The sequence below is a fragment of the Streptomyces sp. SP18CS02 genome (assembly GCF_036322365.1).
Classification (GTDB): domain Bacteria; phylum Actinomycetota; class Actinomycetes; order Streptomycetales; family Streptomycetaceae; genus Streptomyces.
Genome location: NZ_JAQYXC010000266.1, coordinates 1 through 13,295, shown reverse-complemented (window position 1 = coordinate 13,295; position 13,295 = coordinate 1). Strand labels below are relative to the sequence as shown.

Annotated in this window: 13 protein-coding genes; 2 read left to right on the top strand and 11 right to left on the bottom strand. The window is 74.4% G+C overall.

What is annotated here, in order from left to right; translation table 11 throughout:
- Window positions 1–31: 31 nt before the first annotated feature.
- The 6 genes from PUR26_RS07860 to PUR26_RS07835 all read right to left on the bottom strand — a co-directional run bounded on the left by PUR26_RS07860 (window position 32) and on the right by PUR26_RS07835 (window position 6,122).
- Window positions 32–1,120 (bottom strand): glycosyltransferase family 4 protein, encoded by a 1,089-nt coding sequence (locus PUR26_RS07860; RefSeq protein WP_329870562.1) that lies wholly within the window; start codon window positions 1,118–1,120, stop codon window positions 32–34.
- An 89-nt stretch (window positions 1,121–1,209) separates the two neighbouring features.
- Window positions 1,210–1,956 carry a hypothetical protein gene (locus PUR26_RS07855; protein WP_329870560.1) on the bottom strand — a complete coding sequence of 249 codons (747 nt, stop codon included), beginning with the start codon at window positions 1,954–1,956 and terminating at the stop codon, window positions 1,210–1,212.
- Between the two features lie 141 nt (window positions 1,957–2,097).
- Entirely contained in the window at window positions 2,098–3,816 is a 1,719-nt protein-coding gene (gene recN / locus PUR26_RS07850) for a DNA repair protein RecN (RefSeq protein ID WP_329871029.1), read from the bottom strand.
- Window positions 3,817–4,028: 212 nt separating this feature from the next.
- The gene (locus PUR26_RS07845; protein WP_329870558.1) at window positions 4,029–4,964 is read right to left on the bottom strand and encodes an NAD kinase; all 936 of its coding nucleotides are present in this window, start codon (window positions 4,962–4,964) and stop codon (window positions 4,029–4,031) included.
- Complete coding sequence (locus tag PUR26_RS07840) at window positions 4,961–5,776, bottom strand: TlyA family RNA methyltransferase (RefSeq protein ID WP_329870556.1); 816 nt, start codon at window positions 5,774–5,776, stop codon at window positions 4,961–4,963. The genes PUR26_RS07845 and PUR26_RS07840 overlap by 4 nt, the downstream gene beginning before the upstream one ends.
- 7 nt (window positions 5,777–5,783) lie before the next feature.
- Window positions 5,784–6,122, bottom strand: a complete 339-nt coding sequence (locus PUR26_RS07835; protein WP_329870554.1) for a hypothetical protein — start codon at window positions 6,120–6,122, stop codon at window positions 5,784–5,786.
- 42 nt (window positions 6,123–6,164) lie between these two features.
- On the opposite strand from PUR26_RS07835, the gene PUR26_RS07830 reads away from it, so the two are divergent.
- Window positions 6,165–6,512, top strand: coding sequence for an SCP2 sterol-binding domain-containing protein (locus PUR26_RS07830; RefSeq protein ID WP_329870552.1), 348 nt, complete (start codon window positions 6,165–6,167; stop codon window positions 6,510–6,512).
- 36 nt (window positions 6,513–6,548) lie between these two features.
- Here the strand turns inward: PUR26_RS07830 and PUR26_RS07825 are convergent, their stop codons facing one another.
- From PUR26_RS07825 to PUR26_RS07810, 4 genes are all read right to left on the bottom strand, one after another.
- On the bottom strand, window positions 6,549–7,361 hold the full coding sequence (locus PUR26_RS07825) for an ABC transporter ATP-binding protein (RefSeq protein WP_329870550.1): 813 nt from the start codon (window positions 7,359–7,361) through the stop codon (window positions 6,549–6,551).
- Window positions 7,362–7,486: 125 nt separating this feature from the next.
- On the bottom strand, window positions 7,487–8,533 hold the full coding sequence (locus PUR26_RS07820; RefSeq protein ID WP_329870548.1) for a FecCD family ABC transporter permease: 1,047 nt from the start codon (window positions 8,531–8,533) through the stop codon (window positions 7,487–7,489).
- On the bottom strand, window positions 8,530–9,582 hold the full coding sequence (locus tag PUR26_RS07815; RefSeq protein ID WP_329870547.1) for a FecCD family ABC transporter permease: 1,053 nt from the start codon (window positions 9,580–9,582) through the stop codon (window positions 8,530–8,532). Before PUR26_RS07815 ends, PUR26_RS07820 begins: the two co-directional genes overlap by 4 nt.
- Window positions 9,583–9,751: 169 nt before the next feature.
- Window positions 9,752–10,783: an HAD hydrolase-like protein gene (locus PUR26_RS07810; RefSeq protein WP_329870546.1), complete on the bottom strand. Its 1,032-nt coding sequence runs from the start codon at window positions 10,781–10,783 to the stop codon at window positions 9,752–9,754.
- Window positions 10,784–10,855: 72 nt separating this feature from the next.
- On the opposite strand from PUR26_RS07810, the gene PUR26_RS07805 reads away from it, so the two are divergent.
- Entirely contained in the window at window positions 10,856–12,136 is a 1,281-nt protein-coding gene (locus PUR26_RS07805; RefSeq protein ID WP_329870544.1) for a DUF1015 domain-containing protein, read from the top strand.
- A 73-nt stretch (window positions 12,137–12,209) separates the two neighbouring features.
- On the opposite strand, the gene PUR26_RS07800 is transcribed toward PUR26_RS07805, so the two are convergent.
- The gene (locus tag PUR26_RS07800; protein WP_329871028.1) at window positions 12,210–12,983 is read right to left on the bottom strand and encodes a hypothetical protein; all 774 of its coding nucleotides are present in this window, start codon (window positions 12,981–12,983) and stop codon (window positions 12,210–12,212) included.
- Between the last annotated feature and the right edge of the window lie 312 nt (window positions 12,984–13,295).

The window sequence follows — 13,295 nt, the reverse complement described above, 5'->3', positions numbered from 1 at the left end:
GAGGTCGCCGCGGTCCGGCGGGCGGCCCCGTTCAGGGCCTCGTGCCCCGTACGCACAGCTCGTCGTACACGCTGAGCACCTGCGCGATCGTCTCGTCCTCCGTGGGCCACGTCCCCGCCTGCGCCCGCCCCGCCGCCGACAGCGCCGCGCGCCGCTCCGGCTCGGCGAGCAGGCCGGTCACCGCGGCGGCGAGGGCGGCGGCGTCCCCGTACGGGACCAGTTCCGCGGCGTGGCCGACCAGTTCGGGGACCCCGCCGACGGCGGTGGCGACCAGGGGGACGCCCAGGCGCAGCGCCTCCTGGGCGAGCGTGGCGCGGGCCTCCCAGCGGCTGGGGAGCAGCGCGATGTCGGCGGCTGCCAGCAGCGACGCGGCGTCCTCGCGGCGTCCGAGCAGCCGGACCGGAAGCCCCTCCGCGTCGATGCGCCGCTGCAGTGCCGCCCGCAGGCGGCCCTCACCCGCGACGGCGACCAGGGGCACCGGATCGTGCGACAGCCACAGCCGTGACGCGTCCAGCAGGGTGTCATAGCCCCGGTGTGGCTCCAGCGCCCCGACCGCCGTCAGCAACGGCCGGTCCATCGCTCCGAGTTCCGCCCTCGCCTTGCCGCCCTGGGCGTCGGCGCCGATCCGGGGCGCGGGGATGGTGACGGGCCCCAGGCGCGCGTCGCGGGCTCCCCTGCGGCGGGCCCGGTCGACGAGCTCGGAGGACGTCGCGAGGACGACGGCCGCCTCCCGTACCGCCCTTCGCTCCATCAGGCGCAGCAGGTGCCTGCGGGCGCCCTCGGCGTGCGGGCGGGTGTGCCAGGTCACGACGAGGGGCGTGCGGTACGGGGCCCGGGCCACGCCCGCGCGTACCGCGGCGTGCAGTCCGTGGGCGTGGACCACGTCGGCGTCCGCGCACTGCGCGCGCAGGGCGGCCACGGCCACGGGGTCGCCGCGGCGCGGGACCGGCGCGAAGTGCGCCCCGGTGCCGAGGAAGTCGTAGTCGTGGTCCAGCTCGGCCGGGGCGCACACGGTCACCCGCACCCCCCGCGCCACGAGCCCCGCGGCCAGTGATCTGACGTGAGCGCTGCTGCCCGCGCTGCCGCCGCCCAGCACTTGGACCGTACGCAGCTGTGTCACGCGGTCAAGAATGCCAGTCCGTACGCACGTTCCGGCGCCGGTGAGGCCATGTTGCCGTGCGGGAGCCGTAACCCGGCTCCCGGGATCACTCACACGGGTGATCCGGCGAGTCGGCTGACCTGGGCTCCGCACACGGTCGCCACGATGAGCCCGGCGGCATGGGCGGCGAGCCCGGGGCGACCGTTCCCGGCCGCGATCGCGACGCCGAGGGCCGCGCCCAGGGCATGGGCGCCCGCGTCGCCGAGCATGGTGCGCTCGCCGAGGTCGTCGACGAGCACAGCGGCCGCGGCGCCCATCGGGGCGGCGGCCAGCGGTCCGCGTAGCAGCGCGGGAACGCCGGCCGCGAGGACCACGAGGGCGGCCCTGCCCGGGCGGACGTCCACGAGGTTGACGAAGTGGGCGGTACCGGCGACCACCACGCCGGCCAGGACCTTGTCGACGGGCCGTTCCCTCAGGAGCGCGCCGGCGATCAGTCCGGCGGCGCCGATCCCGAGGAGTTTGACGGCGCCACTGGTGACCTCGCCGTCACGCAGGGCGCGGAGATGGGCGCCGAGGCCCCTGCGGTGGTCGCCGTTGGCGTCGTCGTACGCACCGCACGCGGCCCCCGCGAGAGCCCCCAGCACGGCGACCCCCCGCCCGGCGGCGGGCAGGGCCCCGAGCACGGTGCCCAGTGCCACGGCGGGCCCGGCGTAGAGGTCGACGGTCCGCCCCGCGTAATTCTTCCGCTGCCAGCGCCGGGCGTCCCCCGGCGACCGCTGCCGCAGCCGGAGGTGGAGGGCGCGCGTGGCGCCGGCTGCCAGGACGAACCCCGCTGCCCTGCTGCGACCTGCGATCATCGCCTCACCCTGCGCCCGCTGTCAGCGCCGTACGCCCGGTGGTGTGTACCCGCGCGCGACGGGGCTCGGGGGCGCGCCGCCGTGGAACGGGAGCGACGACGGGTGAGGGGGCCGGTCCGCCCCCGGGTCCTGCGTCGTGGTTCAACCGTCCGCCCTGGCCGTCGCCAGGAGCTCCTCAGCGTGCGCCCGGGCGGTTTCGGAGTCCTCCTGGCCCGCCAGCATGCGCGAGAGCTCGCGCACCCGGTCCTCGCCCTCCAGGACGGTGACGCCGGACCGGGTCACCGAACCGTCGTTGGTCTTCTCGACCAGCAGCTGCCGGTCGGCGAAGGCCGCCACCTGCGGCAGGTGCGTGACCACCACGACCTGGGCGGTCCTGGCGAGCTTGGCCAGCCGGCGGCCGATCTCCACGGCCGCCTTGCCGCCGACTCCCGCGTCGACCTCGTCGAAGAGGTAGGTCGGTACGGGGTCGGTGCCCGCGAAGACCACCTCGACGGCGAGCATCACCCGGGACAGCTCACCGCCCGAGGCGCCCTTGGCGATGGGGCGGGGCGGGGCGCCGGGGTGGGGGGCGAGCAGCAGCTCGACCTCGTCCGCGCCGGCCGGGCCGTAGGCGACGGTGCGCCCGCCGACCTCGACGCCCTCGGGGTCCTCGGTCTGCCGGATGTCGAACGACACCCGCGCGTGCGGCATGGCGAGCGACGCCAGCTCCGCGGTGACCGCGGCGGCGAACCGCGCCGCCGCCTCGGTCCGCGCGTCCGTCAGCGCCTGGGCCAGCCCGGACAGTTCCGCCCGCAGGGCGTCCCGTTCCGCGGTGAGCTCGCCGATCCGGTCGTCGTCGCCGTCCAGTTCGGTGAGCCGGGCTGCGCCCTCCTCGGCCCAGGCGAGCACGGCGGCGACATCGGCGCCGTACTTGCGGGTGAGGCCGGTCAGCGCCGCGCGGCGCTCCTCCACGGCGGCCAGCCGCCGTGGATCGGCGTCCAGGTTGTCGGCGTAGCCGGCCAGCTCCCCCGCCACATCGGCGAGCAGGATGGAGATCTCGCCCATCCGGTCGGCGAGCGCGGCCAGGGAGGGGTCGTGGGACCGTACGGCCTCCAGCGCCCGTCCCGCGCCCGCGACGAGGGTCGTCGCGTCGACGGTCTCCGGGTCCTCGGGGTCACCGGCCAGGGCGCCGTGGGCGAGTGCGGCCGCGGAGGCGAGGGCCTCGGCGTGACCGAGCCGTTCGGCCTCGGCCGCCAGTTCGGCGTCCTCGCCGGCGCGCGGCTCGACGGCCTCGATCTCACCGAGGCCGAAGCGCAGCAGGTCGGCCTCCTGGGCGCGTTCACGGGCCCGGGTCGTCAGTTCGTCGAGCTCCGCGGCGACGGCTCGCAGCCGGCGGTACGCCTCCGTGTAGGCGACGAGCGGCCCGGCGACCGCGTCACCCGCGTACCGGTCGAGCGCGCCGCGCTGCCGGGCGGGCTTGAGCAGGCCCTGCTGATCGGTCTGACCGTGCACGGCGACGAGCTCGTCCGCGAGCTCGGCGAGCACGCCGACGGGCACCGAGCGCCCGCCCAGGTGCGCCCGTGAGCGGCCCTCCGCCGAGATGGTGCGGCTGATGAGCAGCGCCCCCTCGTCCAGCTCGGCGCCCGCCTCCTCGGCCCGTACGGCCGCGGCGGAGCCCGGGGCCACGCCGATCCGGCCCTCGACCACGGCCGACGGCGCGCCGATCCGGACCAGGGCGGGGTCGGCGCGCCCACCGAGCAGCAGCCCCAGACTGGTCACCACCATGGTCTTGCCCGCGCCGGTCTCGCCGGTCACCGCGGTGAAACCGGGTGACAGCTCGACCACCGCGTCGTCGATGACTCCGAGCGACCGTATCCGCATCTCCTCCAACACGGAGAAGACCTTACGAGGTCCGGAGCCCGCTGTGCGACGGCCCCCGCCCCGCGTCGGTGAAGCCGCAGGTCGCGGAGGCGTTCTGTCACTCCACCGGGGGGTCGGCCCCGCCCGGCCGGGGGAGGCCGGCCCCCCTCGGCGGCCGCGTCCGTTCCCCCCGGCGCCGGGGCTGCGGAGTCCGGGGGGGGGGACGGCTTCCCTCAGTGGGGTGCGCCGCGCCAGCCGGACACCGGAAGGGCGAACTTGGCCACCAGCCGGTCCGTGAACGACGCGTGGTGCAGCCGGGCGAGACGTACCGGCACGGCCCCCCGCCGTACCTCCACGCGCGCTCCGGCGGGCAGTCCGGCGGTGCGCCGCCCGTCGCACCACAGCACCCCGTCCGGAGTGTGCGGCTCGACCTCGACGGTCAGTACCGAATCGGGGGTGGTGACGAGCGGCTTGGCGAACAGCGCGTGGGCCCCGATCGGCACCATCAGCAGCGCCTCGACCTCGGGCCAGATCACCGGTCCGCCGGCCGAGAAGGCGTACGCCGTCGAGCCGGTCGGCGTCGCGCAGATCACGCCGTCGCAGCCGAAGCCGGTGACCGGCCGGCCGTCCACCGCGACCACGACCTCCAGCATCCGCTCCGGCGCGATCTTCTGGACGGCCGCCTCGTTGAGCGCCCAGTCGGTGTGCAGGACGTCACCGTTGTCGTGCACGGTGACGTCGAGGGTCATGCGCTCCTCGACCTCGTAGGCCCGGGTGACGACCCGGTCCACCACCTTGTCGAGGTCGTCCCGCTCGGCCTCCGCGAGGAAGCCGACCCGCCCCAGGTTGACGCCGAGCATCGGCACGCCGGAGGCGCGCGCGAACTCGGCGCCGCGCAGCAGCGTGCCGTCGCCCCCGAGGACGATCAGCAGTTCGCACCCGTCGAGTACGTCCGGCGATGCCTCCGCCACCGTTTCCACGGAGGACGGCAGCGGCATGTCGGCCGCCTCGGCTGCCAGGACGCGTACCCCGAGGCCGCTGCGGAGCAGCCCCAGGACAACGAGTTCGGCGCTGCGCACGGCGGCCGGCCGGCCGGTGTGCGCGAGCAGGAAGACGGTTCGTGGTGCTGCTGTCGTCGAGTCTGTCGATGCTGCTGTCGTCGAAGTCAACGAGGTCCTTCCGCCACGGCGCGGTCCACATCCGCCGGATCCAGCGCGGGCGCCCCTGCCCGCAGCCACAGAAAGTACTCGACGTTGCCGGAGGGGCCGGGCAGCGGGCTGGCGGTCACGCCGAGGACGCCGAGTCCCAGCTCGCCCGCCTGCCGCGCCACGTTGCGCACCGCGTCCGCGCGCAGCTCGGCGCTGCGGACGACACCGCCGCTGCCCAGGCGCTCCTTGCCCACCTCGAACTGCGGCTTCACCATGAGCACCAGGTCGGCGTCGGGCGCGGTGCAGCGCGTCAGCGCGGGCAGCACGAGCCCCAGCGGGATGAAGGACAGGTCGCCCACGACCAGGTCGACCGGAATGCCGTCGATCGCTTCGGGCGTCAGTTCCCGCACGTTCGTCCGGTCCTTCACGGTGACCCGGTCGTCGCTCTGCAGCGACCAGGCCAGCTGGCCGTAGCCCACGTCGACGGCGACGACGTGGGCGGCTCCGGCGCGCAGCAGGACGTCGGTGAAGCCGCCGGTGGAGGCGCCCGCGTCGAGCGCCCGCCGCCCCGCCACCTCCAGTCCGCGCGGTACGAACGCGGCGAAGGCGCCGGCGAGCTTGTGGCCGCCCCGGGACACGTAGTCCGGATCGTCGTCGTCCTGGGCCACCACGATGGCGGCAGCGGTCTCGACCTGGGTGGCGGCCTTGGTCGCGGTGTTGCCGCCGACCGTCACCCGCCCTGCCGCGATCAGCTGGCTCGCGTGCTCGCGTGAGCGTGCGAGCTTGCGGCGTACCAGCTCGGCGTCGAGACGGCGGCGTGCCACTCCTGCCACGTTCGGTTCAGCTCCTGTTGTCGTACGAAGGTGCGGGCTGGGGGCGGGCGTCGAGCGCGGTCAGCGCGTCGCGCAGCTCCCGGTGTACATCCTCGTACACCTCCAGGTGGCCGTCCGACGGAAGGTGGTCGGCGTCGCCGAGCCGGGCGAGACCCGCGTCCACGCCGGGGTGTCCGGTGGCGGTCCGCTCGACGCCCAGGGGGACGGGCGGACCGGGGTGGTGCGCGGTGTCGTGCGTCCCGGGGGCGGGGCCCTCGAAGGCACCGGTCCCGTCCGGGGCTTCCCGGCCGGCCCTGTCGGCGGCCCCGTGCCCGGCGGCCGCCGGATCGGGCGTCACATCGTCCATGCCCAGACGCTACCGCGAAGCCCTGCGGTACGGTCGATCACGATGGCCACGATCGAGGAGTGCCGCAGCGCACTCGACAGACTCAGCGACAACCTGACGCGCGCGGAGGGCGAGGCGCACGGCGCGGCCGCCCTCGACCGCACGCTCAGCTGCCACCTCACCGACCTCGGCACCACCTTCACCGGCCGCCTCGCGGGCGGCCGGATCGAGGTGCTGGACCGGGTGGACGGACCGCCCCCGGGGAAGTCCGAGATCCGTCTGGCGATGACCGGCGACGACCTGGTCGCCCTGGTGGACGGGGAGCTGAACTTCGCGCGGGCCTGGGCCTCGGGGCGGGTCCGGCTGGAGGCGGGCTTCCGCGACCTGCTGCGTCTGCGGTCACTCCTGTAGGCCGGGTCCGCAGGGGGCCCGCCCGGCCCGCGAGGGTCACGGACGATGCGCCGCGGCCCGGAGCCGCGCCGTGCGGCCGGCGGGCACGATCAGGGGCGTTCCGGTCTCGGGGTCATCGATGACCTGGCAGCGCAGGCCGAACACCCGCTCGACCAGTTCCGCGGTCACCACCTCGGACGGCGGCCCCTGCGCGACGATCTCCCCGTCCCGTACGGCGATGAGGTGCGTGGCGTACCGGGCCGCGTGGTTCAGGTCGTGCAGGACGGCGACGAGGGTGCGTCCCTGGGTCTCGTGCAGCTCCGCGCACAGGTCCAGCACGTCGATCTGGTGCTGGATGTCGAGGAACGTCGTCGGCTCGTCGAGGAGCAGCAGCGGCGTCTGCTGGGCGAGGGCCATCGCGATCCACACGCGCTGGCGCTGGCCGCCGGACAGCTCGTCGACGTACCGGTCCCCCAGCTCGCCGACGCCGGTCGCGTCCATCGACTCCTGGACGATCCGCTCGTCCTCCGGCGACCACTGGCGCAGCAGCCCCTGGTGCGGGTAGCGGCCGCGGGCCACCAGGTCGGCCACCGTGATGCCGTCCGGCGCTATCGACGACTGCGGGAGCAGCCCGAGCGTCCTCGCCACCTTCTTGGCGGGCATCGAGTGGATGGCCTCCCCGTCCAGCAGCACCCTGCCCCGCGTCGGCTTCAGCATCCGGGACAGGGCGCGCAGCAGGGTCGACTTGCCGCAGGCGTTGGGGCCGACGATCACCGTGAAGGAGTTGTCGGGGATCTCCACCGAGAGGTCGCGGGCGATGACCCGCTGCTCGTAGGCGAGGGTGACCGATTCGGCGCTGAGGCGCTGCATGGGGGTACTCCTGGCGTTCTGGGCGTTCGGGTCTGGCCGGTCGTCGGAGTGCCGCCGGTCCTCCGGCGGGCGGGTACGGGGGCCGGTACCGCGGCCGGTACGGGGGCCGCGGTCCCGGGCGGGGCTCATATGCGGCCCGCCTTGCGCTCGGTGACCAGCAGCCACAGCAGGTAGACGCCGCCGACGACACCGGTCACGACGCCGACCGGCAGCTGGCGCTCACCGAAGGCGTTGGTGGCGACCCAGTCGGCCACGAGCAGCAGTGCGGCCCCCATGAAGGCGGAGGCGGCCAGGTTGGGGCCGGGCGAGCGGGTGAGCCGGCGGGCGAGCTGCGGCGCGCTCAGCGAGACGAACGCGATCGGGCCGGCCGCGGCGGTGGCCACCGAGACCAGCAGTACCGCCGAGCCCACCAGCACCAGCCGGGTCCGCTCGACCTTCACACCGAGCGCGTACGCCGCGTCGTCGCCCATCTCCAGCATGCGCAGGGGCCGTCCGTACACCAGCACCAGCGGGACGAGGACGGCGCACACCGCCAGGAGCGGACCGAACTGGGCCCAGTCCCGGCCGTCCAGGGAGCCGGTCATCCACAGCACCGCGCGGGTGGCGTCGATCAGGTCGGCCTTGGTGATCAGGTAGTGGATGACGGCCGTCAGCATGGCGGCGGCGCCGATGCCGACGAGGACCAGCCGGAAGCCGTGCACCCCTCGCTTCCAGGCCAGGAGGTACACCGCGGCGCCCGTCAGCAGGCCGCCGACGACGGCGCCCATGGAGACGGCGGCGGAGTCGCCCTGGAAGAGCACGATCACGCTGAGCGCGCCGACGGTCGCGCCCTGCCCGAACCCGAGCACATCGGGGCTGCCGAGCGGGTTGCGGGAGAGGGACTGGAAGACGGCACCGCCGATGCCGAGCGCCGCGCCGACCAGGATGGCCACCAGCACGCGCGGCAGCCGCAGGTCCTGGACGATGAACTCCTGCGCCATGGTGCCGTTGCCGAGGAGCGTGGCGACGACGTCGCCGGGCGCGATCGGGAAGTCCCCGCTGCCGATGAGGACGACACCGGCGGCGAGCGTCGTCAGGGCCAGCAGCAGGACGGCGAGGGCCGCCCGGGGCTCGAACCGGACGGACAGGCCGCCGGGGGTGCGGATCGCTTTCGCCGTACGGGTCACGCTCACAGCTGGGCCATCCTCTTGCGACGTACGAGGTGGATGAAGACGGGCCCGCCGACGAGCGCGGTGACGATGCCGACCTGGAGCTCGGCGGGCCGGGCGGCGACACGGCCCAGGACGTCGGAGCCGAGCAGCAGGACCGGCGCGAGCACGGCCGCGTACGGCAGGATCCACCGCATGTCGGGGCCGGTCAGGGCGCGGACGAAGTAGGGCACCATCAGGCCGATGAACACGATCGGCCCGCAGGCGGCGGTCGCGGCCCCGCACATCAGCGTCACGGACACCATGGCGAGCACCCGGGTCCGGTTGAGGTTCGCGCCCAGGGCCCGGGCGGTGTCGTCACCCATCTCCATGGCGTTCAGCGGCCGTGCGATGAGCAGCGCCAGGACGATGCCGACCGCGATGAACGGCACGACCCTGCCGACGGTCGCCATCTCGGCGTTGGCCAGCGACCCGACGGTCCAGAAGCGCAGCCGGTCCAGCGCGGCCGCGTCCAGCAGCTGTACGGCGTTGACGTAGCCGTACAGCGCGGCGGTGGCCGCCGTGCCCGCCAGGGCGAGCCGTACGGGCGTGGCGCTGCGGGTGCCGCCGAGCACGTACACGACCACCGAGACGAGGGCCGCGCCGATGAACGCGAACCAGACGTAGCCGGTGAACGAGGTGACACCGAGGAAGCTGACAGCGGTGACGACCGCGGCGGACGCCCCCGCGTTGACGCCCAGCAGCCCGGGCTCCGCCAGCGGGTTGCGGGTGAGTGCCTGCATCACCGCGCCGGACAGGCCGAGTGCGGCCCCCACGAGCAGTCCCAGTACGGTACGCGGCACCCGCAGATCGCGGACGATGATGTCGTTGCCGGTACCGGAGTTGTGGAACAGGCCGTGCCACACCTCGTCGAGCGGAACCGGTTTGGCTCCGACGACGATGCTCGCGACACAGACCAGCAGCAGGACGCCGAGGGACGCGAGGAGACCGAGGGCGCGCACCGAGTCGCGCCTGCGGGGCCCGGCAGCGGCTATCGGCTCCGCGCTCTGTTTGGGGGGACTGTCGACCAACACGCCGGTTAGGTTAGCCTACCCTCGCAATCTGGCCACGGTGGGGCACGCACGGGCCCCCGCGCATCGGATCCCCGCGCATCGGGCCACGGTCTGCCGGCCGCGCGAAGCCGCCGGCGCGGGAACCGCCGCACCGGCCGGGCCGTCATCGGCCCGGCCGCTCCGCACGTGCTCAGCCCAACCGGGCCAGCGCCTTCTCCGCGTCGAGCGAGCAGGAACCGTCACCGGCCCACGTCCAGGCCGCCGCGCACAGCGCCCGCAGACCGTCCGTCGCCTCGCCCTCGCCGTCCAGTACGAGCGCGTCCCCGCGCGCCGACGCCGTCCATCCCCCGCACACGAACCCGGCGTCCTGCGTGCCGGTCACCTCCGGCTGGCCGGTGAGCAGCCCCCGCAGGTCCGCGTCCACATACGTCGGACGGTGCTGCGGCGGCGCCCCGAGCAGCTGGGCGGCGTCCGTCACCCCTGTCAGGACGAGCAGTGAGTCGACGTCCCCGTTGAACGCCCCTTCGATGTCCGTGTCCAGGCGGTCCCCGACCACCAGCGGCCGGCGCGCGCCCGTCCGCAGAATCGTTTCGCGATGCATCGGGGGCAGCGGCTTGCCCGCCACCTGCGGCTCGGCGCCCGTCGCGATCCGCACGACCTCCACCGCCGCGCCGTTGCCCGGCGCGATCCCGCGGGCGCTGGGGATCGTCAGGTCGGTGTTGGACGCGAACCACGGCAGCCCGCGCGCGATCGCGTACGACGCCTCGGCGAACCGCCCCCACGCGAGGTCCGGTCCGCCGTATCCCTGGACCACGGCGACGGGATCGTCGTCCGCCGACTCGACCGGCTCCAGACCCCGCTCGCGCAGCGCGACCCGCAGCCCCTCGCCGCCGATCACCAGGACCCGTGCGCCCTCCGGCACCTGGTCCGCGATCAGCCGCGCGACCGCCTGCGCCGACGTGATCACATCGGAGGGGTGGGCCGGCACACCGAGTTCGGTCAGGTGGACGGCGACGGCGTCGGGAGTCCTCAGCGCGTTGTTGGTGACGTACGCGAGGTGCATTCCGCCCTCCCGGGCCGTGCCGAGCGCCTCCACGGCGTGGGCGATGGCCTCACCGCCCGCGTAGACGACCCCGTCGAGGTCCAGCAGTGCCGTGTCGTACGCCTCGCTCAGCGCGGTCGCGCTGCCGCTCGGCCGGTTCCTGCCCTGCTGCTGACCCATTGTTCGTCGCTCCTCACTGTTTGCCACTCCCCCGATCATCGCTCATCCGAGCGCGGCACATACGATGACGGGATGAACACCACAGGTCCTGCGGCCAACGACGGTCTGCACCTGCTCCCGTTCCGAGGGCTGCGCTATGTCGCCGAACGGGTCGGCAGTCTGGCCGCGGTGACCTCCCCGCCCTACGACGTCGTCGTACGGCCCGACGGCCTGCACCATCTGGAGTCGGCCGACCCGCACAACATCGTCCGGTTGATCCTGCCCCAGGCGTCGTCGGGCGAGGCCCGCCCCCAGCAGGCCGCCCAGACGCTCCACAGCTGGCTCGCCGAGGGGGTCATCGCCCCGGACAGCGAGCCCGCCCTGTACGTCTACGAACAGCGCAAGGGCGATCTGCTCCAGCGCGGTCTGATCGGCGCTCTGGAACTGTCCTCCCCCTCCGAGGGCATCGTGCTTCCGCACGAGGATGTCATGCCGCACGTGGTGGAGGACCGGGCGGCCCTGATGCGGACGACGGCCGCCAATCTGGAGCCGCTGCTCCTGACCTATCGCGGCGACGGCGGCCCCACCGGCGCGAGGGCCGCCATCGAGCGTGCCATCCTCGCTCCGCCGCTGCTGGCGACGACCACGGAGGACGGCTTCTGCCACCGGCTGTGGGCGGTCACCGATCCGGCCGAGATCGCGGGGGTCACGGCCGACCTCGCCCACCACCAGGCCCTGATCGCCGACGGCCACCACCGCTGGGCGACCTACCTGCGCCTGCGGGACGAGCATCCCTCGTCGAGCCCGTGGAACTTCGGCCTGGTCCTGCTGATCGACACCGCCCGCTATCCGCTCCAGGTCCGGGCCATCCACCGGCTGCTGCACCGGCTGCCCGTCGCCGACGCCCTCGCCGCACTCGACGGCTCGTTCCGTCTCCGTACGCTCGGCACCGGCCTTCAGGTCGCCCTGGAGACCCTCGCCGCCGCGTCGGCCGACAGCAACGCCTTCCTGCTCGCGGGCGACGGCCGCTTCCATCTGGTGGACCGTCCCGACGAGGGCCTGCTGGCCCGTACGATCCGGACGGACCGCCCGGAGACCTGGCGCGCCCTCGACGCGACCGTGCTGCACTCGACCATGCTCCACCACGTATGGCAGATCCCGGACGCCCCCGAGCACATCTCCTACATCCATGACACCGAGGCCGCGGTCGCCCAGGCCGAACGCCGCGGCGCGACCGCCGTTCTGATGCATCCGGTACGGGAGGACGTCGTCCGCGCGCTCGCGCGCCAGGGCGTCACGATGCCGCGCAAGTCCACCTCGTTCGGGCCGAAGCCGGCGACGGGCCTGGTGCTGCGCAGTCTCACTCTGGACTGACCTTCCCCATGCCCCGGGTACGACAGAGGGCGGCACCCCACTCGGGGGTGCCGCCCTCTGTCATCGGTACGTGTCAGTCGCGCCGCTCGTCGTCGTTCTCGTCGGCGTCGTCGTCCTCGTCGCTCTCGCCGTCGGCGTCGACCGGCTCCGCGCCGACGCCTCCGTCCTCGGCCGCCACGTCGACGAACTCGACTCCGTCCAGCTCGGCGAGGCGGTCGGAAGCGTCGGTCGAACCGTCCTTGTCGGCCTCCAGCGCCTTGGCGAACCACTCACGCGCCTCGGCCTCACGACCCGCCTCCAGCAGGGCGTCGGCGTACGCGTAACGCAGCCGCGCGGTCCAGGGCTGGTTGGAGTTCGACGCCAGCTCCGGGCTCTGCAGGGTCACGATGGCGGCGTCCAGCTGCCCCATGTCCCTGCGCGCCCCGGCGGCGACGAGCCGCATCTCGACCTGGCTCGCCTTGTCGAGCTTCTGCACCTCGGGCTCGCCGGCCATCGCCAGCGCGCGCTCGGGGCGGCCCAGCCCACGCTCGCAGTCGGCCATGACGGGCCACAGCTCGACGCTGCCGGTCATCCGCCGGGCCGCCCGGAACTCGGCGAGCGCCTCGGCGTACTTCTGGTTCGCGTAGGCGGCGAAGCCGGCGGCCTCGCGCACGGCGGCGACGCGGGAGGCGAGCCGGAGTGCGACGCGCGAGTACCCGTAGGCCTTCTCGGGGTCCTCGTCGATGAGCTGCGCGACCATCACCAGGTTCCTGGCGACGTCCTCGGCGAGGCCCTTGGGCAGGCTCATCAGCTCCTGCCGCACGTCCTTGTCGATCTCGTCGCCGGTGACCTCCGGCGGGATGGGCAGCCGCTTGATCGGCTCCCGGTCCCGGTCACGGTCCCGGTCGTCGCGCCCGCGGAAGCCACCGCGGTCGTCCCGTCCGCGGTACCCGCCGCGGTCACGGTCGTCGCGACGGTCATCACGCCGGAAGCCACCGCCGGCGCCACCGGGGCGGCCGCCGCGGTCGTCACGGCGGAAGCCACCACCGGAACGGTTGTCGTCCCGACGCGGCCCACGGTCGTCACGACGGAAGTCGCTGCCACGGTTGTCGTCCCGACGGTCGTCACGGCGGAAGCCACCACCGGAACGGCTGTCGTCACGGCGGAAGCCACCACCACG

Excerpts from the sequence above, each read along its gene's own strand:
- recN (WP_329871029.1), bottom strand. The coding sequence starts at position 3,816 with ATGCGGATACGGTCGCTCGGAGTCATCGACGACGCGGTGGTCGAGCTG.
- PUR26_RS07825 (WP_329870550.1), bottom strand. The coding sequence starts at position 7,361 with ATGCAGCGCCTCAGCGCCGAATCGGTCACCCTCGCCTACGAGCAGCGG.
- PUR26_RS07805 (WP_329870544.1), top strand. The coding sequence starts at position 10,856 with ATGAACACCACAGGTCCTGCGGCCAACGACGGTCTGCACCTGCTCCCG.
- PUR26_RS07810 (WP_329870546.1), bottom strand. The coding sequence starts at position 10,783 with ATGGGTCAGCAGCAGGGCAGGAACCGGCCGAGCGGCAGCGCGACCGCG.
- PUR26_RS07855 (WP_329870560.1), bottom strand. The coding sequence starts at position 1,956 with ATGATCGCAGGTCGCAGCAGGGCAGCGGGGTTCGTCCTGGCAGCCGGC.
- PUR26_RS07835 (WP_329870554.1), bottom strand. The coding sequence starts at position 6,122 with ATGGACGATGTGACGCCCGATCCGGCGGCCGCCGGGCACGGGGCCGCC.
- PUR26_RS07830 (WP_329870552.1), top strand. The coding sequence starts at position 6,165 with ATGGCCACGATCGAGGAGTGCCGCAGCGCACTCGACAGACTCAGCGAC.